The organism is Mycobacterium sp. E1747, from assembly GCF_001667775.1.
Lineage (GTDB): Bacteria > Actinomycetota > Actinomycetes > Mycobacteriales > Mycobacteriaceae > Mycobacterium.
This window is the reverse complement of record NZ_LZJI01000174.1, coordinates 15,803-38,821: the sequence shown is the minus strand read 5'-3', so window position 1 is coordinate 38,821 and position 23,019 is coordinate 15,803. Positions and strand designations below refer to the sequence as shown.

The 23,019-nt window shown below is 67.9% G+C and carries 22 protein-coding genes; 7 read left to right on the top strand and 15 right to left on the bottom strand.

Annotation, left to right across the window (positions count from 1 at the left end; translation table 11 throughout):
• Positions 1-844: chloride channel protein (locus tag A5695_RS16775; RefSeq protein ID WP_068084317.1), on the top strand; the 844-nt coding region annotated here is incomplete at its 5' end.
• Here A5695_RS16775 and A5695_RS16770 read toward each other — a convergent pair.
• A complete protein-coding gene (locus A5695_RS16770; protein ID WP_068084314.1) occupies positions 841-1,683 on the bottom strand; it encodes a MaoC/PaaZ C-terminal domain-containing protein in 843 nt (280 codons plus the stop codon). The genes A5695_RS16775 and A5695_RS16770 overlap by 4 nt on opposite strands.
• 19 nt (positions 1,684-1,702) lie before the next feature.
• Positions 1,703-3,067 carry a 3-oxoacyl-ACP reductase gene (locus A5695_RS16765; protein WP_068084311.1) on the bottom strand — a complete coding sequence of 455 codons (1,365 nt, stop codon included), beginning with the start codon at positions 3,065-3,067 and terminating at the stop codon, positions 1,703-1,705.
• Positions 3,068-3,217: 150 nt separating this feature from the next.
• Between A5695_RS16765 and A5695_RS16760 the strand changes: the two genes are divergently transcribed.
• Positions 3,218-4,555, top strand: coding sequence for an acetyl-CoA C-acetyltransferase (locus A5695_RS16760; protein ID WP_068084308.1), 1,338 nt, complete (start codon positions 3,218-3,220; stop codon positions 4,553-4,555).
• 281 nt (positions 4,556-4,836) lie between these two features.
• Here A5695_RS16760 and A5695_RS16755 read toward each other — a convergent pair whose 3' ends face one another.
• Positions 4,837-6,672, bottom strand: coding sequence for an acyl-CoA dehydrogenase (locus tag A5695_RS16755; RefSeq protein WP_068084305.1), 1,836 nt, complete (start codon positions 6,670-6,672; stop codon positions 4,837-4,839).
• Positions 6,673-6,873: 201 nt separating this feature from the next.
• Here A5695_RS16755 and A5695_RS16750 point away from each other — a divergent pair, with 201 nt between their 5' ends.
• Both A5695_RS16750 and A5695_RS16745 read left to right on the top strand, forming a co-directional pair.
• A complete protein-coding gene (locus A5695_RS16750; RefSeq protein ID WP_068084302.1) occupies positions 6,874-7,899 on the top strand; it encodes an isopenicillin N synthase family oxygenase in 1,026 nt (341 codons plus the stop codon).
• Between the two features lie 6 nt (positions 7,900-7,905).
• Complete coding sequence (locus A5695_RS16745) at positions 7,906-8,394, top strand: flavin reductase family protein (RefSeq protein ID WP_068084298.1); 489 nt, start codon at positions 7,906-7,908, stop codon at positions 8,392-8,394.
• Between the two features lie 2 nt (positions 8,395-8,396).
• On the opposite strand, the gene A5695_RS29130 is transcribed toward A5695_RS16745, so the two are convergent.
• From A5695_RS29130 to A5695_RS16725, 5 genes are all read right to left on the bottom strand, one after another.
• Positions 8,397-8,552, bottom strand: coding sequence for a hypothetical protein (locus tag A5695_RS29130; RefSeq protein ID WP_197515522.1), 156 nt, complete (start codon positions 8,550-8,552; stop codon positions 8,397-8,399).
• 70 nt (positions 8,553-8,622) lie between these two features.
• Entirely contained in the window at positions 8,623-9,369 is a 747-nt protein-coding gene (locus tag A5695_RS16740; protein ID WP_068084294.1) for a succinate dehydrogenase/fumarate reductase iron-sulfur subunit, read from the bottom strand.
• A complete protein-coding gene (locus A5695_RS16735; RefSeq protein WP_068084291.1) occupies positions 9,369-11,285 on the bottom strand; it encodes a fumarate reductase/succinate dehydrogenase flavoprotein subunit in 1,917 nt (638 codons plus the stop codon). The genes A5695_RS16740 and A5695_RS16735 overlap by 1 nt, the downstream gene beginning before the upstream one ends.
• A 46-nt stretch (positions 11,286-11,331) precedes the next feature.
• Positions 11,332-12,159, bottom strand: a complete 828-nt coding sequence (locus A5695_RS16730) for a hypothetical protein (protein WP_068084288.1) — start codon at positions 12,157-12,159, stop codon at positions 11,332-11,334.
• 88 nt (positions 12,160-12,247) lie between these two features.
• A complete protein-coding gene (locus A5695_RS16725) occupies positions 12,248-12,544 on the bottom strand; it encodes a hypothetical protein (protein ID WP_067749751.1) in 297 nt (98 codons plus the stop codon).
• A 114-nt stretch (positions 12,545-12,658) separates the two neighbouring features.
• Here A5695_RS16725 and A5695_RS16720 point away from each other — a divergent pair, with 114 nt between their 5' ends.
• Entirely contained in the window at positions 12,659-13,417 is a 759-nt protein-coding gene (locus A5695_RS16720; protein WP_068084287.1) for an isocitrate lyase/phosphoenolpyruvate mutase family protein, read from the top strand.
• Positions 13,418-13,487: 70 nt separating this feature from the next.
• Here the strand turns inward: A5695_RS16720 and A5695_RS16715 are convergent, their stop codons facing one another.
• Entirely contained in the window at positions 13,488-13,928 is a 441-nt protein-coding gene (locus A5695_RS16715; protein WP_068084283.1) for an Hsp20/alpha crystallin family protein, read from the bottom strand.
• A 227-nt stretch (positions 13,929-14,155) separates the two neighbouring features.
• Here A5695_RS16715 and nirB point away from each other — a divergent pair, with 227 nt between their 5' ends.
• Both nirB and nirD read left to right on the top strand, forming a co-directional pair.
• Positions 14,156-16,735, top strand: coding sequence for a nitrite reductase large subunit NirB (nirB, locus tag A5695_RS16710; protein WP_082946144.1), 2,580 nt, complete (start codon positions 14,156-14,158; stop codon positions 16,733-16,735).
• Entirely contained in the window at positions 16,732-17,088 is a 357-nt protein-coding gene (gene nirD, locus A5695_RS16705; protein WP_068084277.1) for a nitrite reductase small subunit NirD, read from the top strand. Before nirB ends, nirD begins: the two co-directional genes overlap by 4 nt.
• Here the strand turns inward: nirD and A5695_RS16700 are convergent.
• From A5695_RS16700 to A5695_RS16675, 6 genes are all read right to left on the bottom strand, one after another.
• Entirely contained in the window at positions 17,085-17,537 is a 453-nt protein-coding gene (locus A5695_RS16700; RefSeq protein WP_068084274.1) for a hypothetical protein, read from the bottom strand. The two genes, nirD and A5695_RS16700, sit on opposite strands and share 4 nt — an antisense overlap.
• An 84-nt stretch (positions 17,538-17,621) precedes the next feature.
• Positions 17,622-18,401, bottom strand: coding sequence for a sirohydrochlorin chelatase (locus A5695_RS16695; RefSeq protein WP_068084271.1), 780 nt, complete (start codon positions 18,399-18,401; stop codon positions 17,622-17,624).
• Positions 18,392-19,543: a uroporphyrinogen-III synthase gene (locus A5695_RS16690; protein WP_068084268.1), complete on the bottom strand. Its 1,152-nt coding sequence runs from the start codon at positions 19,541-19,543 to the stop codon at positions 18,392-18,394. Before A5695_RS16690 ends, A5695_RS16695 begins: the two co-directional genes overlap by 10 nt.
• Before the next feature lie 77 nt (positions 19,544-19,620).
• On the bottom strand, positions 19,621-21,015 hold the full coding sequence (locus tag A5695_RS16685) for an MFS transporter (protein WP_068084265.1): 1,395 nt from the start codon (positions 21,013-21,015) through the stop codon (positions 19,621-19,623).
• Between the two features lie 393 nt (positions 21,016-21,408).
• Complete coding sequence (locus A5695_RS16680; protein WP_068084263.1) at positions 21,409-22,326, bottom strand: 5-oxoprolinase/urea amidolyase family protein; 918 nt, start codon at positions 22,324-22,326, stop codon at positions 21,409-21,411.
• A gap of 15 nt (positions 22,327-22,341) precedes the next feature.
• Positions 22,342-23,016 (bottom strand): allophanate hydrolase subunit 1, encoded by a 675-nt coding sequence (locus A5695_RS16675; protein WP_068084260.1) that lies wholly within the window; start codon positions 23,014-23,016, stop codon positions 22,342-22,344.
• Positions 23,017-23,019: the final 3 nt, after the last annotated feature.

The following is a 23,019-nucleotide window of genomic DNA, read 5'->3' as shown; positions in this document are numbered from 1 at the left end:
CGGGACCGGCTGGCTCCGACGGCTGTCTCCGCGCGACCGCGAGGTGTTGTTGGCCTGCGCGGCCGGCGCCGGGCTGGGCGCGGTCTACGCCGTGCCGCTGGCAGGCGCGCTGTTCTCGGTGCGCATCCTGCTCAACACCTGGCAGCCTCGGGCGGTTGGCGCGGCGTTCATCTCCTCCAGCCTGGCGGTGGCCGTCGGGTCGGCCATCACCCGCGACCAATCCAACCTGCGGTGGCCGATCGGGGAGTCGACCTACCTGCTGACCGCGCACGGGCTGCTGCTGGCCCCGGTCGCCCTCGCGGTGGGGCTGGCGTTCAACCGGTTGATGGCGTCGGCCCGGCCGGCCAAGCCGATGCGGAACTGGGTGCTGGTCCCCGCGCTCACCGGCGCCGGACTGGTGATGGGCGTCTGCTCGCACTGGTGGCCCGAATTGCCCGGCAACGGCCGAAGCATCCTGACGGTCAGCCTGGCGAGCGGCATGACGCTGTTGTCGGCGCTCGCGATCCTGGCGTTGAAGCCCCTGCTGACCGCCCTGTTCCTGCGCGCGGGCGGGGCTGGCGGGATGCTCACGCCGTCGCTGGCTACCGGCGCGGCCGCCGGGGCGGCGCTGGTGCTCGCGATCAACTGGGCGGTCGGGACTCACCTGCACGTGCCGGCGGTGTCGCTGGCCGGCGCCGCCGGTGTGCTGGCGGTAACGCAGGGCTCACCGATCTGGGCGGCGATCTTCGTCTGGGAACTCGCCCGGCCGCCGCTGTGGTTATTCCTGGTGTTCCTGCTGACCGCGACCGGAGCCCACGGGCTGAAAGTCCTCGCCAGGGGCCGCGGCCCGAACCATTCGGCTTAAATGGCGCGGACCGTCCCGGTCAGATACGGATAGCCCTTGGCGACGTTGCGCAACGAGATGTCCCAGCCGTCATTGGTTTCGTCGATGTAGAGCCCCGCGGTGCCGGGCAGTACCAGCGGCTTGCCGAACCGCACCGAATACTTCACCGCGTCCGGCAGGCGCGCTTCGATATTCGCCAATACCGCTGCGGCGCTGAACATTCCGTGCGCGATGACGGTGGGGAAGCCGAACAGCTTTGCCGCCACCGGGTTGGTGTGGATCGGGTTGTGGTCGCCGCTGACCACGGCGTAGCGCCGGATCAGGCCGGGGCTCACGCGAAGGACGGTGCTGGGCGGTGGCAGCTTGGGCTGCTTCTGCGGCGGCGGCTTGGGCTCGTCGGACAGGCTGGTGCGTTGCTGGTGCAGGAAGGTCGTCACCTGATGCCACGCGGTGTCGTTGCCGACGCTCACATCGGTCACCAGGTCGACCAACAACCCCTTGCGGTGCTCGCGCAAGTTCTCGGCGTGCACCCGCACACCGACGGTGTCGGTGACCGCGATCGGCCGGTACTGCGTGATGTGGTTCTCCATGTGCACCGAACCCATTGCGGCGAAAGGAAAGTCGAACCCGGTCACCAGCGACATCATCGTGGGAAACGTCAACGCGAAGGGGTAGGTCAGCGGCACGTTGTTGCCGTAGCGCAGGCCGGTGACCGCCGCGTATTCGGCCACGTTCGCCTGGTCGATGGGCAATTCCGCGATGTCCACCGTGCGGGTGGGTAGCTGGTTCCCCCGGGACACCAGCGGCAGTGCCCCGGCCGCCGCGCGCAGCATGTTCTTCAGTCCGCTTGGCTGGTTCATTGTGTTCTCCTCATCGCAGCTATGCGCCCAGCATCGCCTGGCCGCAGACGCGGATGACGTTGCCCGTCACCGCGTTAGAGGCCGGGCTGGCAAAATAGGCGATGGCCTCTGCGACGTCGACGGGCTGACCGCCCTGCAGCAGCGAATTCATCCGCCGGCCCACCTCGCGGGTGGCCAGCGGGATGGCGGCCGTCATCTGGGTCTCGATGAAACCCGGCGCGACGGCGTTGATCGTGATGCCCTTGGCGTACAGCTCCGGCGCCAGCGCCTGGGTGAGGCCGATCATCCCGGCCTTGGTGGTGGCGTAGTTGGTCTGCCCGCGGTTGCCGGCGATGCCGGCCATCGAGGACAGCCCGACGATCCGGCCCCCTTCGCCGAAGGTGCCGTTGCCCACCAGCCCTTCGGTGAGCCGAAGCGGGGCAAGGAGATTGACCGCCAGCACCGCGTCCCAGCGCGCGTCGTCCATGTTGGCCAGCAACTTGTCGCGGGTGATGCCGGCGTTGTTGACCAGCACGTCGGCGTGCCCGCCGTGGTGCTCTTGCAGGTGCTCGGTGATCTTGTCCACGGCGTCGTCGGCGGTGACATCGAGCCACAGCGCGGTGCCCCCGACCCGGCTCGCCGTGTCGGCCAGCGTCTCGGCTGCCGACTCGACGTCGATCGCGACGACGCGGGCGCCGTCGCGGGCGAACACCTCCGCGATCGTCGCGCCGATGCCGCGGGCCGCGCCGGTCACGATGGCGATTTTGCCGTCCAGCGGCCGCTCCCAGTCGGCCGGCGGCGTGGAGTCCGCCTCGCCGACGTAGAACACCTGGCCGTCGACGTAGGCCGACTTGGCGGACAGGATGAACCGCATGGTCGATTCCAGGCCCGTCGCAGCGGGTTTGGCGTCGGGCGACACGTACACCAGCGCCACCGTGGTGCCGTTGCGCAATTCCTTGCCCAGCGAGCGGGTGAACCCCTCCAATGCGCGCTGCGCGATCCGCTCGTGCGGGCTGGCGGCGGCGTCGGGCGTGGTGCCCACCACCGCGACGCGGGCAGACTGGCCCAGGTTGCGCAGCAGCGGCGTGAAGAACTCGTACAGCCCGCGGAGGCCCTCCGGCGTGGTGATGCCCGTCGCGTCGAACACCAGGCCGCCGAACTGGTCGGCCCAGCGTCCGCCAAGGTTGTTGCCGACCAGGTCGTAATCCTTGTCCAGCGCGGCGCGCAGCGGCTCGACGATCCGCCCCTCACCGCCGATCAGCAGTGCGCCGGCCAGAGGCGGATCGCCGGCCCGGTAGCGGCGCAGCGTCTCGGGCTGCGGAACCCCGAGCTGCTTGGCGAGAAACGATCCAGGACCGGAATTGACAACCTGAGAAAACAGATCGGACGAGACCTTGGGAGCCACCGGAGCTACCTTCCATGTGCTTGCGAAGTCGGGGTGTGCCTACAGCACAACCGTATCGGGGACGAACTTACTGCAGAGTAAGAACAGTAGGTAGTATGGCCCCAGACGGGCATACCAAAACCGATAGACCGCAGATACACGGAGAAGACAGTGGCCCCTGCAAGTTCCGACGCAAGCAACCAGCGCAGTTCGCAGCGGCGACCCGTCGCCGTGCTGGGCGGCAACCGCATCCCGTTCGCCCGCTCCGACGGCGCCTACGCCGAGGCGTCCAACCAGGACATGTTCACCGCCGCGCTGGGTGGGCTGGTGGACCGCTTCGGCCTGGCGGGTGAGCGGCTGGGCGTGGTGGTGGGCGGCGCCGTGCTCAAGCACAGCCGTGACTTCAATCTCACCCGCGAGTGCGTGCTGGGCTCGGAGCTGTCGTCGTACACGCCGGCGTTCGACCTGCAGCAGGCGTGCGGCACCGGGCTGCAGGCGGCCATTGCCGCGGCCGACGGCATCGCGTCCGGGCGTTACGACGTCGCCGCCGCCGGCGGGGTGGACACCACCTCGGACCCGCCGATCGCCCTGGGTGACAACCTGCGCCGCACGCTGCTCAAGTTGCGCCGGTCCAAGTCCAACGTCCAGCGGCTGAGGCTGGTGGGCACGCTGCCCGCGAACCTGGGCATCCAGATCCCGGTCAACAGCGAGCCACGCACCGGGCTGTCCATGGGTGAGCATCAGGCGATTACCGCCAAGCAGATGGGCATCAAGCGCGTCGACCAGGACGAGCTGGCCGCGGCCAGCCACCGCAACATGGCCGCCGCCTACGATCGCGGCTTCTTCGACGACCTCGTCACCCCGTTCCTCGGGCTGTACCGCGACGACAACCTGCGGCCGGACTCGTCGGCGGAGAAGCTGGCGAAGCTCAGGCCGGTGTTCGGCGTGAAGTCCGGGGACGCGACGATGACCGCGGGGAACTCCACCCCGCTGACCGACGGCGCCTCCGTCGCGCTGCTGGCCTCCGAGGAGTGGGCTTCCGCCCACTCCCTGACGCCGCTGGCATTCCTGGTGGACGCGGAAACCGCGGCTGTGGACTACGTCAACGGCCGCGACGGCCTGCTGATCGCCCCCACCTACGCGGTGCCGCGGCTGCTGGCTCGTAACGGACTGAGCCTGCAGGACTTCGACTTCTACGAGATCCACGAAGCCTTCGCCTCGGTGGTGCTGGCGCACCTGCAGGCTTGGGAGTCGGAGGACTACTGCAAGGAGCGGCTGGGCCTCGACGCGGCGCTCGGCTCGATCGACCGGTCCAAGCTCAACGTCAACGGGTCGTCGCTGGCGGCCGGGCACCCGTTCGCCGCCACCGGCGGGCGGATACTGGCCCAGGCGGCCAAGCAGCTCGCCGAGAAGAAGGCGGAGCACAAGGGTGGGGACAAGCCGCTGCGTGCGCTGGTCTCCATCTGCGCCGCCGGTGGCCAGGGCGTGGCCGCGATCCTCGAGGCATGACGGCCGCACAGGCGGGCATTTCATGAATTCAGTCACAGCGGGTTAGTAATTTCCGACGGCGGGGTACCCCTGTGCGCGGATGGCCCCGTGTTGTGGTCTGACCCCCCGACCCCGACGGCAATACGGGGCATCCCTGAAACGGCCGCCGGTCGGCGTGGACGGGCGTACGGGAAAGGCCGCCGCTGGAGTGAGGGGATCCAGCGGCGGCCTCTTTTTTCTGCCGTCTTCGCCCAAATCAAAAGCCCCGCTCCCATTCGGAAGCGGGGCTTTCGATCTGTTTGTCAGAAGGCGGCTTCGTCGAGCTCCATGATGTCGTTGTCCAGCGTCTCGATCACCTCGCGGGTGCTGGCCAGCAGCGGGAGGAAGTTCTTCGCGAAGAACGATGCCACCGCGATCTTGCCCTCGTAGAAGGACCGCTCGGCGCCGCTGGCGCCGGCGTCCAGCGCCGCCACCGCAACCGCGGCCTGACGCTGCAGCAACCAGCCGATGACCAGGTCGCCGACGCTCATCAGGAAGCGCACCGAGCCCAGGCCCACCTTGTAGAGGCTGGTCACGTCTTCCTGCGCCGCCATCAGGTAACCGGTCAGCGTGGCCGCCATCGCCTGGACGTCGGCCAGGGCCTTCGCCAGCAGCTCGCGCTCGGACTTCAGCCGGCCGTTGCCGGACTCGTTGTCCACGAACTTCTGGATCTCGCCCGACACGTGGGCCAGCGCCACACCCTTGTCGCGGACGATCTTGCGGAAGAAGAAGTCCTGCGCCTGGATGGCCGTGGTGCCCTCGTAGAGGGAGTCGATCTTGGCGTCCCGGATGTACTGCTCGATCGGGTAGTCCTGCAGGAAGCCGGACCCACCGAACGTCTGCAGGCTCTCGGTCAGCTTCGCGTAGGCCTGCTCGGAACCGACGCCCTTGACCACCGGCAGCATCAGGTCGTTGATCCTGACCGCCAGGTCGGCGTCGACATCGTGCAGCGCTTTGGCGACCGCGGCGTCCTGGAAGGTCGCCGTGAACAGGTAGAGCGCCCGCAGACCCTCGGCGTAGGCCTTCTGGGTCATCAGCGACCGGCGTACGTCGGGGTGGTGGGTGATGGTCACCCGGGGTGCGGTCTTGTCGGTCATCTGGGTCATGTCGGCGCCCTGAACCCGCGACTTCGCGTATTCCAGCGCGTTCAGGTACCCGGTCGACAGGGTGGCGATGGCCTTGGTGCCGACCATCATGCGGGCCTGCTCGATCACGTCGAACATCTGCGCGATGCCGTTGTGCACCTCGCCGACCAGCCAGCCCTTGGCGGGCACGTCGTGCTGACCGAACGAGAGCTCACAGGTGGCCGAGACCTTCAGGCCCATCTTGTGCTCGACGTTGGTCACGAACACGCCGTTGCGCTCGCCCAGCTCGCCCGTCTCGAAGTCGAACAGGAACTTCGGCACGAAGAACAGCGACAGACCCTTGGTGCCCGGGCCGGCGCCCTCTGGGCGGGCCAGCACCAGGTGGAAGATGTTCTCGAACAGGTCGTCGGAGTCAGCGGAGGTGATGAAGCGCTTCACGCCGTCGATGTGCCACGAACCGTCGTCCTGCTTGACGGCCTTGGTGCGGCCCGCGCCGACGTCCGAGCCGGCGTCGGGCTCGGTCAGCACCATGGTGGCGCCCCAGCCGCGCTCGGCGGCGATGATCGCCCACTTCTTCTGCTCCTCGGTGGCCAGCTTGTAGAAGATGCTGGCGAAACCGGCGCCGCCGCCGTACATCCACACGGCGGGGTTGGCGCCGAGCAGGTGCTCGTGCAGGGCCCACAGCAGCGCCTTGGGCATCGGCATGCCGCCGAGTTCCTCTTCGATGCCGACCTTGTCCCAGCCGGCCTCGGTGACGGCGCGCACCGACTTCTTAAAGGACTCCGGCAGCGCCACCGAGTGGGTCTTCGGGTCGAAGACCGGCGGGTTGCGGTCACCCTCGATGAACGACTCGGCGATGGGCCCCTCGGCCAGCCGGCTGATCTCTGACAACATTTCGCGCGCGGTGTCGACATCCAGATCGCTGTAGTCGCCAGCGCCCAAAGCCTTCTCAACGCCCAAGACCTCGAACAGGTTGAACACCTGGTCACGGACGTTGCTCTTGTAGTGGCTCACTACGGTTCCTCCTCGTTGAGAATGCCACTTGTGGTTGGGTACTACTTCTAAGTTACCCACCAGTAACACCGCTAAAATATCGCTCTCGGACAGTTCAACGCAAGTCAATGTGAGCTAGATTCCATTACCTAATTAACCAACCGGTTGGGAAGCGACCGTGGAGCCTCTGAGCTGCGGCGATAACGAAACGGATCTCAAACTATGGGATGCATCACCGCTCTGCCCGTAGTCGATCTGCGCACGCCGGCTGCCGAACTGCGGCGGGGGTTACGTGAGGCGGCTCACGACGTGGGCTTCTTCTATGTGACCGGCCACGGCGTGCCCGACGAGCTGTCCCGCAGGGTGCTGGGGGCGGCGCGCAGGCTATTCGAGCTGCCCGATGCCGACAAGGATGCGATCGCCATGGTCCGCAGCCCGCACTTCCGCGGCTACACCCGGCTGGGCGGTGAGCTGACCCGCGGCCGGGTGGACTGGCGCGAGCAGATCGACATCGGGCCCGAACGCGCCCCGGTCGGGGGCGCCGGCAAGCCCGACTACCTGTGGTTGCAGGGACCCAACCAGTGGCCGGCCGCGATGCCCGAGCTGCCCGGGATCATCGCTGACTGGGATGACGCGCTGTCCGGGGTGGCCCGCACGCTGCTCCGGCACTGGGCGGCATCCCTGGGCAGCTCGCCGGACGTGTTCGACCCCGCCTTCGCCGAGATGCCCGCCACCCTGATCAAGATCGTGCGCTACCCGCGCAGCGCGGCCTCGCCGCAGGGCGTCGGCCCGCACAAGGACTCCGGCGTGCTCACGCTGCTGCTGGCCGCGCCAGGCAGCCGCGGCCTGCAGGTTCGCCGGCCCGACACAAAGGAGTGGATCGACGTGCCGCCCACCGACGGCGCCTTCGTCGTCAACATCGGCGAGCTGCTGGAGGTGGCGACGGGGGGCTACCTGCGGGCCACCGAACACCGGGTGACCCTGGCCGGGCAGGCGGCGGACCGGATCTCGGTGCCGTACTTCTTCAACCCGCGGCTGGACGCGCAGATCCCCGTGCTGACACTGCCGCCCGAGTTGCGGGCCCGCGCCGGCCGGGTGACCGACGCCGCGGATCCGATCTTCTCCGTCTACGGCCGCAACGCCTGGAAGAGCAGGTTGCGCGCGCACCCTGACGTGGCTTCGGCGCACGGGTATTCGGCAGGTAAGGTCGGGAACGAGAATCGCGCTCTCGGCTCAAGGGGTGAATGAATTCCGGTGAACTCGAACAATCATCTGACACCTTCCACACTCCGCGAGGCCTTCGGTCACTTCCCCTCGGGGGTGGTGGCCATCGCCGCCGAAGTCGAGGGCACCCGGGAGGGCCTGGCGGCCAGCACCTTCGTCCCCGTCTCCCTGGATCCGCCGCTCGTGTCGTTCTGCGTGCAGAACACGTCGACGACGTGGCCCAAGCTCAAAGACCTGCCCATGCTCGGCATCAGCGTGCTCGGCGAGGCCCACGACGAGGCCGCGCGAGCGCTGGCCGCCAAGACCGGGGACCGATTCGCCGGCCTGGAGACGGAGTCCCGGGAGAGCGGCGCGGTGTTCATCAAGGGCACCAGCTTGTGGTTGGAGAGCGCGATCGAGCAGCTGATCCCGGCCGGGGACCACACGATCGTGGTGCTCCGGGTGAACGAAGTCACCGTCGACGCCGATGTCGCGCCGATCGTGTTCCACCGCAGCACGTTTCGGCGCCTCGGCGTCTGAGACTACGGACGGCGGCCGAGTTCGGCCCGGAAGCCGGCTATCCGCTGCTCGATCTCCGCGGCGTCGTCGGGGCGGCCCTCCTTACGGGCCAGGTCGGCGCGGACCGACAACTCCCGGATCGCGGTTCGAATGTCGTTGACGCTGGTGGTTTCTCGCATATCTCCCACGCTGCTTTCGGAGTTTGGGTTCTATGCGGATACCCGGCGCGCCGGGCAGGCTAACGCGTGGTCAGCGCCGGAACAGCTTGTTACCCAGCCACACCACCGGGTCGTACTTGCGGTCGGCGACCCGCTCTTTCATCGGGATCAGCGCGTTGTCGGTGATCTTGATGTTTTCCGGGCAGACCTCGGTGCAGCACTTGGTGATGTTGCAATAGCCCAGGCCGTGTTGCTCCTGCGCCTGGTTGCGCCGGTCCATCGTGTCCAACGGGTGCATCTCGAGTTCGGCGATGCGCATCAGGAACCGCGGTCCGGCGAACGCCTTCTTGTTCTCCTCGTGGTCGCGGACGACGTGACACACGTTCTGGCACAGGAAGCACTCGATGCACTTACGGAACTCCTGCGAGCGCTGCACGTCGGCCTGCGCCATCCGGTACTCGCCCGGCTGCAGATCCTTCGGTGGCGCGAAGGCGGGGATCTCGCGCGCCTTTTCGTAGTTGAAGGAGACGTCGGTGACCAGGTCGCGGATCACCGGGAACGTCCGCAGCGGCGTCACGGTCACCACTTCGTCCTCGGCGAACGTCGACATCCGGGTCATGCAGAGCAACCGCGGCACCCCGTTGATCTCCGCCGAGCAGGAACCGCACTTGCCCGCCTTGCAGTTCCACCGCACGGCGAGGTCGGGCGTCTGGGTCTGTTGCAGGCGATGGATGATGTCGAGCACCACCTCGCCCTCGTTGACCTCCACCGTGAAGTCCTGCAGCGCGCCATCGGCATCGTCACCGCGCCACACGCGCATCGTCGCGTTGTAGGTCATTAGCCTCTCCGTCCTGGATGCTCGGCCAGCTCATCGTCGGTGTAGTACTTCTCCAGCTCGGAGATCTCGAAGAGCTCCAGCAGATCGGGTCGCATGGGCACCTGGTCCTTGCGCGTGATGCTGATGTCGGGGATCACCTCGTCGCCACCGGCGGCCTGGCACACCAGCAGCACCTTGCGCCATCCGGAGTCCATCGACGGATGGTCGTCGCGGGTGTGGCCGCCGCGGCTCTCGGTGCGTTCCAGCGCCGCCTTGGCGACGCACTCGCTGACCAGCAGCATGTTGCGCAGGTCAATGGCCAGATTCCAGCCCGGGTTGTACTGGCGTCCGCCCTCCACATGCAGGTTCTTGAACCGCTCGCGCAGCTTGTCCAGCCGGGCCAGCGCCTCGGAAACCTCGTCCGCCTTGCGGATGATGCCCACCAAGTCGTTCATCGACTGCTGCAGCTCGAGCTGCAGCGTGTAGGGGTTCTCCGCCGGTGCGCCGTTGGCCGGCGTCTCGAAGGGGGACAGCGCCCGCTGCGCCGCGGTCTCGATGGCCTCGGCCGAGATCGTCGGACGGCTGCTCAGCGCCCGCACGTAGTCGGCCGCACCCAGCCCGGCGCGCCGGCCGAAGACCAGTAGGTCCGACAGCGAGTTGCCGCCCAGCCGGTTGGAGCCGTGCATACCGCCGGAGCACTCGCCCGCGGCGAACAGGCCTGGGACGGTGGCCGCGCCGGTGTCGGCGTCCACCTCGACGCCGCCCATCACGTAATGGCAGGTCGGCCCGACTTCCATCGGCTCCTTGGTGATGTCGACACCCGCCAGCTCCTTGAACTGGTGGTACATCGACGGCAGGCGCCGCTTGATCTCCTCGGGCGTCAACCGCGACGCGATGTCGAGGAACACGCCGCCGTGCGGGCTGCCGCGGCCTGCCTTGACCTCGGAGTTGATCGCGCGCGCGACCTCATCGCGGGGCAGCAGGTCGGGGGTACGGCGGGCCGAGTCGTTGTCCTTGAGCCACTGGTCGGCCTCTTGTTCGGACTCGGCGTACTGGCCCTTGAACACCGGCGGGATGTAGTCGAACATGAACCGCTTGTTGTCGGAGTTCTTCAGCACCCCGCCGTCACCGCGGACACCCTCGGTGACGAGGATCCCCTTGACGCTGGGCGGCCACACCATGCCCGTCGGGTGGAACTGGACGAACTCCATGTTGATCAGCGATGCACCCGCCCGCAGCGCCAGCGCGTGCCCGTCGCCGGTGTACTCCCATGAGTTCGAGGTGACTTTGAACGACTTGCCGATGCCGCCGGTGGCCAGCACCACCGCGGGCGCCTCGAACAGGACGAACTGGCCCGTCTCGCGCCAGTATCCGAACGCGCCGGCGATCGCGTCACCGTCCTTGATCAGTTCGGTGATGGTGCACTCGGCGAAGACCTTGATGCGCGCCTCGTAGTCGCCGAGTTCGGCGAAGTCTTCCTGCTGCAGGGAGACGATCTTCTGCTGCATGGTGCGGATCAGCTCCAGGCCGGTGCGGTCACCGACGTGCGCCAGCCGCGGGTAGGTGTGCCCGCCGAAGTTGCGCTGGCTGATCTTGCCGTCTTTGAGGCGATCGAACAGCGCCCCATAGGTTTCCAGCTCCCAGACGCGGTCCGGTGCCTCCTTGGCGTGCAGTTCGGCCATCCGCCAGTTGTTGAGGAACTTCCCCCCGCGCATGGTGTCGCCGAAGTGGGTCTTCCAGTTGTCTTTGGGGTTGGTGTTGCCCATCGACGCCGCGCAGCCGCCCTCGGCCATGACCGTGTGGGCCTTGCCGAACAGCGACTTGCACACCACCGCGACCTTGAGGCCGCGTTCCCGCGCCTCGATGACCGCGCGCAGCCCCGCGCCGCCGGCGCCGATGACGACTACGTCGTAGGCATGCCGCTCGACCTCAACCATGAAAACCCTCGCTAGCTAAGTTCGGAATTGTTGTTCGAATGGCTTCTCAGCCAACAAATCTCAGGTCACTGATGGTGTTGCTGGCCACCAGCGCGATGTAGAAGTCGGTGAGCATCAGGGTGCCCAGCGTGACCCAGGCGTACAGCTTGTGCCGGGTATTGATCTTGCTGACCTGGGTCCAGATCCAATACCGCACAGGGTGCTTGGAGAAGTGCTTGAGCCGCCCACCGGTGACGTGCCGGCAGGAATGGCACGACAGCGTGTAGACCCACAGCATGACGACGTTGCCGACCATGATCAGGTTGCCCAGGCCGAATCCGAAGCCGTGTGGGCCGGAGTCGGAGTGGAAACCGATGATCGCGTCGTAGGTGTTGATCACGGAGATGATGCCGGCGATGTAGAAGAAGTACCGGTGGCTGTTCTGGACGATCAGCGGGAACCTGGTCTCGCCCGTGTAGTGGACGCGCGGTTCGGCCACCGCGCAAGCGCTGGGCGACTGCCACACCGTGCGGTAGTAGGCGCCGCGGTAGTAATAGCAGGTGAGCCGGAACAGCAGCAGGAATGGCAGCGTCAGCGCCGCGTACGGCAACCACCACACGTCCGGCAGGATCTGAGGCCAGAAGTCGCCGGCCTCGCCGCAGGCCTTGCTCACGCAGGGTGAGTAGAACGGCGTGAGGTAGTGGTACTTGGGGACGAAGAAGTAATCCTGCTGAAACGCGCGCACGGTCGCGTAGATGACGAACGCGGCGAAGCCCAGGTCGATTCGCAGCGGCGACATCCACCACCGGTCGGTGCGTAGGGTGCGTTGCGGGATGCGGGCGCGCGCGGGTGAAAAGACACCTGACGCAGGACGGTTCGCCGTGGGTGCGCTCATCTAGTGTTCCTCTTCGAACGGGCTGTTGGTCGAAGGGTACACAGAGACCACCCCCTCGGTTCCGGGGGGCTTGGGTTGTTCGGGGTTGTCAGGACCTGCTGTGACCCCCGACACCCTCGTCGTCGACATCGCGCCAGAAGTCGCTGTCGTACTGGGTGTCGGGAATGACGATCTTCTCGCCGGACTGCTGCACGGTAGCGCGCGCCAAATCGAGTTCGGACACGTCGGTGTCGAGCAGTTCGACGTCGGACAGGATCCGGTCGGCGTCGATCACGATCCGCCGCATCGCCGGGCTGTCGCCGTAGCGACTCTTCAACGAGCCGACGCACCGCCGCAGGCCGCCGATGAGGTCGTGAAGTTCGGCGAGTTCAGTCGTGGTGCTCAACGGATCTCCTTGGGCAGACGGTGTTACGGATCACAGTACGCTTTTGTGAATACTATCCACCGCACAGCCCGATGTCAGACGAAACACTTCGGGCGAGCGAGGAGCAAACACCTCATGAGCGGTCAAACCCCCGCCGAGCGCGCCACGGCGCTGCTCGCCCTGCATCGGCCCGGCGACCCGGTGGTCCTGCCGACGGTGTGGGACGCGTGGTCGGCCCGCCTCGCCGTCGACGCGGGTTTCGCCGCCCTGACCGTGGGCAGCCACCCGCTGGCGGACTCGATCGGCAAACCGGACGGGGAGGGCATGTCGTTCGACGACGTGCTGGCGCGCGTCGCTCAGATCACCGCCGCCGTCGACGCCCCGGTCTCGGTCGACATCGAATCCGGTTACGGACTCACCGCCGAGCGCCTGATCGACGGATTGCTCAGCGTCGGCGCGGTGGGGCTGAACGTCGAAGACACCGTGCACTCCGAGGGCAAGCGGCTGCGGTCCGCCGGCGAGCACGCCGAACTGGTCGCGGCGCTGCGGTCGGCCGCCGACGCGGCCGGGGTGCACGTCGTGATCAACGCCCGCACCGACCTGTTCCTGCGCCAGGACGGCGACGCGTCCGACCGGGTCGACAGGGCCGTGGCGCGACTGACCCAGGCGGCGGACGCGGGCGCCGACGTGCTGTACCCGGTCGGTCGTCATGATCCGGATACGTTGCGGCGCTTGGCCGCAGAGCTGCCGCTGCCGGTCAACGCGATCGCGCTGCCCGACCAGGATGACCCGACGACGTTCGGGCCGCTGGGTGTGGCGCGAATCAGCTTCGGCCCGTTCTTTCAGGCCGCGTTGGCCGCCCGGGCCAAGGAACTGCTGGCCCGCTGGGGCTGATCCGGCCGAATCCGCTGCGGTGCAAGCGAATCCGGCGGGGCCGATGCCCCGCCGGATCGCGGTCTAGCGTCTACTTGGTGATCTCGATGCGCTGCGCCTGGTTTCCGGCATACGCGCCGGCCACCCGCACGGTCAGCACGCCGGCGTCGTACGAGGCCGAGATGGCGTCCCCGGTGACGTGAGCCGGCAGCTGGAACGAGCGGCGGAAGGAGCCGTACCGGACCTCCCGCAGGGTGCGCCCGTCTTTCTCCTGGGCGTGCTCGTCGCGGCGTTCGCCGTGGATCACGAGTCGGCCGCGGTCGACCTCGACATTGACGTCCTTTTCGACGTCGACACCGGGGAGTTCAACACGTACGACCGCGTCGTCACCGTCCTTGACGATCTCGGCGGCGGGGGAAAAACCGCTGGTGCCGGGCTTATACCAGTCCGCCGCGGCGGCCGGACCGAAGAAGTCGCGCAACCACCGGTCGGTGTCCCAGGCCGGTCGCGACCACAATGCGAGGTTACTCATGGCGATCTCCTTAAGCTTCCTTGAGCTTTGTTGTGGATTTGCTGTGTCCGGCGCCCTTCCGGCCGGCTGTAAAGAGAAACATGAGTCGACCACGCTAAAGTTCCACCTAGGCGTTCGCCGTGGGCGAACGAATATTCACAAGGCTCCCTGTGAGTTGTGAGATCCTCGTCATAGGACCGTCACATTGGGCGAAATCGCGGTAATTTCCGGCCGCTAACCTCAAAGCCATGGCTGCAGACGGGATTTCGCGCGCGCACTGTGCGGGCCGTCACATCGTCGTAGTCGGGCACGGCATGGTGGGGCACCGGCTGGTCGAGGCGCTGCGCGCGCGCGACACCGAAGGATTGTGGCGCATCACGGTTTTCGCCGAGGAGACGGACGCGGCCTACGACCGCGTCGGGCTGACCTCGTACACCGAGAGCTGGGACCGCAAGCTGCTGGCGCTGCCGGGCAACGACTACGCGGGTGACGAACAGGTTCGATTGGTACTGAACGCCCAGGTTACCGAGATCGACCGGGAAGCGAAGGCGGTGGTGACGGCCGACGGGCAGCGGCACGGCTACGACACGCTGGTGTTGGCCACCGGGTCGTATGCGTTCGTCCCGCCGGTGCCGGGCCACGACCTGCCGGCGTGCCACGTGTACCGCACGCTGGACGACCTCGACGCCATCCGGACCGACGCCCAGCGGACGGTCCAGGCCGGTCGCGCCCCCGCGGGCGTGGTGATCGGCGGCGGCCTGTTGGGTCTGGAGGCCGCTAATGCGCTCCGGCAGTTCGGGTTGCAGACGCACGTCGTCGAGATGATGCCGCGGTTGATGGCCCAGCAGATCGACGAGGGCGGCGGCGCGTTGCTGGCCAAGATGATCGGTGAGCTCGGCATCGCGGTGCACGTGGGCACTGGAACCGAGTCGATCGAAGCGATCGATCACACGGACGGGGTCTCGTCGGTGCGGGTGCGCCTGACCGACGGCGAGGTCATCGACGCCGGGCTGGTCATCTTCGCGGCCGGCATCCGGCCGCGTGACGAGCTGGCCAGGGCGGCGGGGCTGGAGCTCGCCGAACGCGGTGGGGTGCTCACCGACTTGGCCTGCCGCACAAGCGATCCGGACATCTACGCGGTCGGCGAGGTCGCCGCGATCGAAGGCCGGTGCTACGGCCTGGTGGGGCCCGGCTACACCTCCGCCGAGGTGGTGGCCGACCGCCTGCTGGACGGTGCCGCGGAGTTCGGCGAGGCCGACCTGTCGACCAAGCTCAAGCTGCTCGGCGTCGACGTCGCCAGCTTCGGCGACGCGATGGGGGTCACCGAGAACTGCCTCGAGGTCACCATCAACGACGCGGTCAAGCGGACCTACGCCAAGCTGGTGTTGTCCGACGACGCGAAGACACTGCTCGGCGGCGTCCTCGTCGGTGACGCCTCGTCGTACGGGGTGCTGCGGCCGATGGTCGGCAGCGAGCTGCCGGGGGATCCGCTCGCGCTGATCGCGCCGGTATCGGGCGAGGCGCCGGCGCTCGGAGTCGGCGCGCTGCCGGATTCGGCGCAGATCTGCTCGTGCAACAACGTCACCAAGGGCGACCTGAAATGCGCCATCGCCGACGGCTGCGCCGACGTGCCGTCGCTCAAGTCGTGCACCGCGGCCGGCACGTCGTGTGGCTCGTGCGTGCCGCTGCTCAAGCAGCTGCTGGAAGCCGAGGGTGTGGAACAGTCCAAGGCGCTGTGCGAGCACTTCAGCCAGTCGCGGGCGGAACTCTTCGAGATCATCTCGGCCACCGAGATCCGCACGTTCTCCGGCCTGCTGGAGCGCTTCGGCCGCGGAAAGGGTTGCGATATCTGCAAACCCGTGGTCGCGTCCATCCTGGCGTCCACCGGCTCGGACCACATCCTCGAGGGCGAGCAGGCCTCGCTGCAGGACTCCAACGACCACTTTCTGGCCAACATCCAAAAGAACGGCAGCTACTCGGTGGTGCCGCGGGTCCCCGGCGGTGACATCAAGCCCGAGCACCTGATCCTGATCGGCCAGATCGCCCAGGACTTCGGGCTCTACACCAAGATCACCGGCGGCCAGCGGATCGACATGTTCGGCGCCCGGGTGGACCAGCTGCCGGAGATCTGGCGGCGGCTGGTCGACGGTGGCATGGAATCCGGCCACGCCTACGGCAAGGCGCTGCGCACGGTGAAGAGCTGCGTCGGGACCGACTGGTGCCGCTACGGCCAGCAGGATTCGGTGCAGCTGGCCATCGACCTGGAGCTGCGGTACCGCGGGCTGCGGGCACCGCACAAGATCAAGATGGGCGTCTCGGGTTGCGCACGCGAGTGCGCCGAAGCGCGGTCCAAGGACGTCGGCGTCATCGCCACCGAAAAGGGCTGGAACCTCTACGTCGGCGGCAACGGCGGCATGACGCCCAAGCACGCCCAGCTGCTGGCCAGCGACCTGGATACCGAGACGCTGGTCCGCTACGTCGACCGGTTCGTCATGTACTACATCAGGACCGCCGACCGGCTGCAGCGCACCGCGCCGTGGGTCGATTCGCTCGAGGGCGGACTCGATCACGTGCGCGAGGTCGTGTGCGAGGACTCGCTGGGGCTGGCCGGAGAATTCGAGGCCGCAATGGAGCGGCACGTACAGAACTACAAGTGTGAATGGAAGGGCGTGCTCGACGACCCGGACAAGCTGTCGCGGTTCGTCTCGTTCGTCAACGCCCCGGATGCCGTCGACTCGACGGTGGAATTCACCGAGCACGCGGGGCGCAAAATCCCTGTCTCCATTGGGATGCCGAAGATCCGTACGGGAGCTGGAGAACAATCATGACAATTCTCAACGACGTTGCGGTGTGGACGACGGCCTGCGAGTACGACCGCCTGATCCCGGGCCGTGGGGTCGGCGTGCTGCTCGATGACGGCTCCCAGGCGGCGTTGTTCCGGCTCGACGACGGTGAGGTGTATGCCGTGGGCAACGTCGACCCGTTCTCCGGCGCGGCGGTGCTTTCGCGCGGAATCGTGGGGGACCGCGGCGGGCGCGTGGCGGTGCAATCGCCGATCCTCAAGCAGGCCTTCTCGCTGGAAGACGGTACCTGCCTGGACGATCCGAACTTCTCGGTGCCGGTGTACCCCGCTCGCGTCACCGCCGACGGTTTCGTCCAGGTCGGCCGGATCGCCGCCTAGCGTGTGATGTCGCCGACGAGGTAGCGCTGCATCGTCGGACCGATCGCGTCGACTATCGCGTCGACCGACATCGAATGCAGCGGCTCGGAGCGGATGCCGTAGCGCATGATGCCCAGGCCCACCAGCTGCGAGGCGCACAGCGACGCCCGCGTGGCGGCCTTATCGGCCCCAAGCAGTTTGAGCAGTGGTCCGAAGACCGGACCGACGAACATGCTTTGCACGGTCTCGGCGGTCTTGGCCATCCCGGTGGACGCTATCGCGCTGGCGGCGAAGGGGCCTCCGCCCGCGGCGTCCCACGTGGTGATCAGCATGCGCAAGGTCTGACGGCCCACCTGATTGACCCCGCCGGTGACGATCTTGTCGATGAATTCCGGTGTGCCGAAAGGTAACCGCAACATCTTGGCGACCGGGTCAAGGAGCCCACGCGACGGCTCTTCGCGAGGGGGCATGGTGTCAGGATCGCCGGTATCGGAGCAAAGATCAAGCGTCCCCGGTCGTCGGCGCGCCCTTGGGCCGACGCCGCCGGGCCTTGCTCAGGCGGCGGAATTCGGCCAGGTGACCAGGTCGTGAACCACGCGCGGCGCGCTGGGTCGGCGCGACGCGTGGCGGACGGTGCGGGCGAGGACCGGTGGCATGGCCCGCCGGAATCGATGCGCGATCAGGCGTGCGAGGCCGGGATGGGTGCCCAACGGCTGGCTGACCAGGTCGGCGCCGCAGGCGTGCAGCCTTTCCTGGAACAGGCCGTCGGCCAGCAGGTAGGAGGCCACCACGACGCGCGCGTCGCTGTGGCGGGCCCGGCGCCGAGCCTCGTCCACCGCCTCGGGCAGCCGCGGATCTCCCGTCGCCGCGAACGCGAGGCTGACGCGTGACCCGGTCAGCGCCGACACCAGGGTCGCGGTGGTGTGCAGGTCGGCGCGCGCCCGGGCGTCCGATGTGCCCGCCGCCGCAAGGATGACCGAATCGCCTGGACGCCAACCGCATTTGACCAATTGGTCGCCGACGATACGGGCGACCTGACCGCTGGGGCCCAGGGCCGGTGTCACAACGGCGTTCGGGTGCCCGCTGAGTTCGATGTGCGCCGGCAGGTCGGCGCGGACGTGATAGCCGCGGGACAAGAACGCCGGCAGCACAATGGCGGGGCGACCGGTGACCCGCGCCCGCGACAGCACCTCGCTGGGGGTGGGCCCCAGCACGTCGACGAACGCGACCTCCACCGGCCGCCCGATCAACGAACTCGCCTGCGTGGCAAGGTCTTCGACCATCGCCACGCCCTCGGGTCTGCGGGTACCGTGCGCAACCAGAATCAGTGCCATGCGGAGTTGGCCCGTTGCTCGGTCGCGAGCCGGTAGCCGCGCTTGACCACCGTCGCGATGATGTTCTTGTCGCCCAGGGCGGTTCGCAGCCGCAGCACCGCCGTGTCGACGGCGTGCGGGTCGTTGCTGTTGCCCGGCAGCGCGCGTAACAGGTCGGCGCGCGGGACGACGTCGCCGGGGCGTTTCGCCAGCGCGCGCAATATCCCCATGCCCGATGGCGAGAGGACCTTGATCGACCCGTCCACCAGCACGCAGGTGCCGCGGATGTCCACCGTGTGGCCGGCCGCCCGCACGGTGCATGAACCCAGCAGCGGGAGTTCCTCGGCGACATGACGAGCCAAGGCGCCCAACCGCATTCGCTCAGGCGATGACGTCGGCACGCCCTTTCGGATCAACGGCTTGGAGGTCACGGGACCGACGCACATCGCGTGCACATCGCTGCGCAACGCCCCCAACAGTTGGTTCTCGACGTCGAGCTCGCGGCTGCGCTCCAGCACCGCCGCGGCCGCGGGTGCCGACGTGAAGGTGACCGCGTCGAACTGCCGACCTGCGATCCCCATCACGAGCTGATCGAACATGCCGCCCAACGGTGTTGGCTTCCACCGGTACACCCGCACGGGCACCACGTTGGCGCCCGCCAGCCGCAGACCCCCGAGAAACTCTGGGAAGGGATCCCACGCGTCGGCGGCGCCGTGCAGCTGGACCGCTACCCGCGCCCCGGCCACCCCGGATTTTTGCAGGTATTCCAGCACTTCGTGGGAGGATTCGGAATCCGGTGACCACTCCTCGTGCAGGCCGGCGGCGCGCAACGCGCCGGTCGCTTTCGGGCCGCGCGAGACGATCCGGGCCGACGACAGGGCGGTCAGCAGCGGGCCGACCAGCCCCCACCCCTCGGCCGCGGCCAACCAGCCGCGAAATCCGATGCCGGTGTGCGCGACCAAGATGTCGGGTGGCTCGGCGATCAACGCCTCGGTGTTACGGTGCAGCTCGTCGTCGTCCGGCAGCGCGATCATGTTGATCGCGGGAGCGCTGCACACCTCGGCGCCCTGGCGGCTGAGCAGCGCGCAGAGCTCCTCGGAGCGCCGACTCGAGGTTACCGCGATTCGGTAACCCGTCAACGGCGGGGAGTCCGGCTGGGCCATATTTCCTGTGTATGCCTGCCAGATTTCCGTTGCGTTACCTGGCAATTGCTTGCGCATTGCCCACAATGAGGCTGCGCTCACACGCGGACCAGCGCGTCTGCCGTTTCCCGGCCCGCGTCGACGGGCAGCGCCGGGCGGTGTGAGTACACCAGCCACGTGATGATCGCCGCCACGATGTACGACACGAGAAAGGCCCAGTACGCCGCCGTCTCCTCCCCGGTGGCCAGGTAGGACTGGCGCAGCGCGAGGTTGATGCCCACGCCGCCGAGCGCCCCAACCGCCGAGCAGACGCCGATCAGCGATCCCGCCTTGGCGCGCGCCCAATGCCGGCGCTCGGCCGCACTCATCGCGAGCGCGCGGCTGCGCGCCTCGTAGACGGTCGGGATCAGCTTGAACACTGAGCCGTTGCCCATCCCGGACAGGACGAACAGCACCATGAAGCCGGCGACGTAGCCGACCATGCTGGTCGAGCGCGCCACAGCGTGGTGATCGTCGAATGTGCTGATGACGACGAGCGATCCGGCGGCCAGCGTCATGCCGGCGAGCACTCCGAGCGTGACCCGGCTGCCACCCTTTCGGTCGGCCAGCCGGCCGCCGTAGATCCGGGCCAGCGAGCCCAGCAGCGGCCCGATGAAGGCCACCTGCGCGGCGTGCAGCGCCGCGTGTTTGGCGGATTCGCCGTTGGCCAGGAAGTTGACCTGCATCACCTGTCCGAAGGCGAACGAAAACCCGATCCACGAACCGAAGGTGCAGATATAGAGCAGCGAGATCACATAGGTGTCGCGCTCGAAAAGGATCGAGCGCATGGTGTTGAGCTCGGTGCCGTGGCCGACGTTGTCCATGAGCAGCGCGGCCGCGACGCCGACCACCGCCAGCAGCACGAGGTACACCGCGCACACCCAGTACGGCGCCTCGTGTCCCGCCGTGGCGAGCACCAACAGCCCGACGAGCTGGATTACCGCGACCCCGAGGTTGCCGACGCCGGCGTTGACGGCCAGTGCCGACCCTTTGAGCCGTTGGGGGTAGAAAGCGTTGACATTGGCCAGGGAGGCCGCGTAGTTGCCGCCGCCCAGCCCGGTCAGCGCCGCGCACACCACGAACGGCCACAGCGGCAGCCCGGGATTGGCCAACAACACGATGGTGCCGGCCGTGGGTACCAGCAACACGAACGCCGAGAAGGCGGTCCAGTTGCGGCCGCCGAAGGCGGCGATGCCCAGCGTGTAGGGGATCCGGGCCAGGCCGCCGACTCCGGTGGCGACGGCGCCCAGCAGCAGCTTGTCGCCCGCGGAGAAGCCGTAGACGTGCTCCGGCATGAACAGCGCCATGACGGGCCACAGCGTCCAGATCGAGAAGGCGACATGGTCGCCCGCGACGGTGCACAACAGGTTGCGGCGGGCGATCTTGGAGTTGCCGGCCTCCCAGGCCACCGCGTCTTCCGGATTCCAGTCCGCGATGCGGTGATTGCGGGCCATCCGATCCGCACCCTTCGTCGACGATGAATCCGATTGCGCGCGTTGGGTTGACGGGCCGGCGCTCCTGGTGGCGCGCAACCTGGCGTGCATAACACTCCTTCTTGTCAGGACCACTCACCGGCGCATCCGGCTGTACCCGCGCCAGGTGTCGCGTCGCTCACCCGCGCAGCGGGGAGAAATCTGGGCGCTCGAATGAAGAGGCATGCCCCGCCGTGTATTTCGATGCTCACATTCGGGGCGGGAATGGGTCAACTCAAACGACCTGGAATCGCCTGTTAGTTGATTACCAGTTATCTGATAACTACCTGAAGGCCGTCCAACCGCGAAATTACGGCCAATTACCGGTGATTCGGGCCCGGCGCGCGGCTTGGTGTGAACTGGAATACATTTCGGTCAGAAAAGCGGCCAGCCTGCACCGGCGGATGGCGCCTGGGTGCCCACCAGTACCCTCGGGCGGGACCAGTGCAGGCGCACTGACTGCCCGGGCCGGACCTGGGCGATCTTGTCGACATCCTCGTCGATCACCACGCCGACTACCGGGTAACCTCCGGTCACTGGGTGGTCGGGGCCCAGGATCACCGGTAAACCGTTGGGCGGCACCTGAATTGCGCCGCGGGTCGCGCCCTCGCTCGGCAGCTGTCGGTCCGGATAGCAGTACTGCAGGGGGCGACCAACCAATCGCATGCCCACGCGGTCGCTGCGGTCGGAGGCGACCCAATCGTTGTGCACCAGGACATCGGGGTCGACGAACCAACCGTCGCGCGGCCCGGGCACCACCGCCAGCTCGACCACGTCGCCGGGGATCGCGGCCACCGGAGCCTGATCGAGTTCGGGGTAGTCGGGGGTGTGCTGCCCGACGGGAAGCCGATCTCCGGCCCGCAGGGGCGCCGGGCCGATCGCCGACATCACGTCGTAGCTGCGTGATCCCAGCACCGGCTGCACGGCGATGCCGCCCCGCACCGCCAGGTAGCTCCGCAGCCCGGCGCGCGGCGTGTCGAGCGCGATCACCTGGCCGTCGCGAACGTGCTGAATGCTGTTGCTGCCGAACTTGATTCCGTCGACCGTGGGGTCGGCGTCGGCGCCCGTCACCGCGAGGTCGACGGGGCCACCGCGTACCCGCGCCGCGAAACCTCCGAATGTCACCTCCACGGTGGCGCGGTCACCGGGGTTGGCCACCAGCCGGTTGGCCAGCTGGTGTGCGCGCCGGTCGGCGGCACCGGACCGGCTCACTCCCAGGTGTGCCAGTCCCGGCCGGCCCAGGTCCTGGACGACGGCGAGCGGTCCGGTGCGAAGGATCTCCAGGGTTGGCACGGCGATCTCCTTACCTCAGAGGGCCCGGAACTGAACCCACATGCCCTGCGTCAGCAGGGCCGGCTGTGGCCGTTCGAGGTCCCACAGGACCGCGTCGGTGCGCCCGATCAGTTGCCAGCCGCCCGGCGACCGGCGCGGGTAGACCGCGCTGAACTCGCCCGCCAGGCCGACCGCACCGGCGGGCACCGACGTGCGGGGCTCCGACCGACGCGGCACCCGCAGGCGGGCGTCGCCGTCGATCAGATAGGCGAAACCCGGTGCGAACCCACTGAATCCGACGCGCCAAAGGCCGCCCGTGTGGGCCTCGATCACCTGCGCGACGGTCAGCCCGGTGTGGCTGGCGACCTCGGCGAGGTCGGGGCCGTCGTAGACGACGTCGATGACCACGTCGGCACGCCGATCGGGCTCGGCGGCCTCCTGGGCGGTGACCCGCATCTTGTGCAGTCGCTGGCGAATCACGCCCTGCAACCGGGGTCCGTCGAGCTTGACCAGAACAGTCCGGGCGGCCGGGACGACGTCGACCACACCCGGCAACGCCGCGGCGCGCAGCTGCGCCGCCCACGCCAATACCTCGGCGGTGCTGCCGCATTGCAGCATCAGTGCGCTGTCGCCGAAGTCCAGCACCGTGTTGCCGACCAATTCAGTCGGCAGGTCCTTGGACACGTTGTCCGTCAGGTCCGTCACGCTCATTAC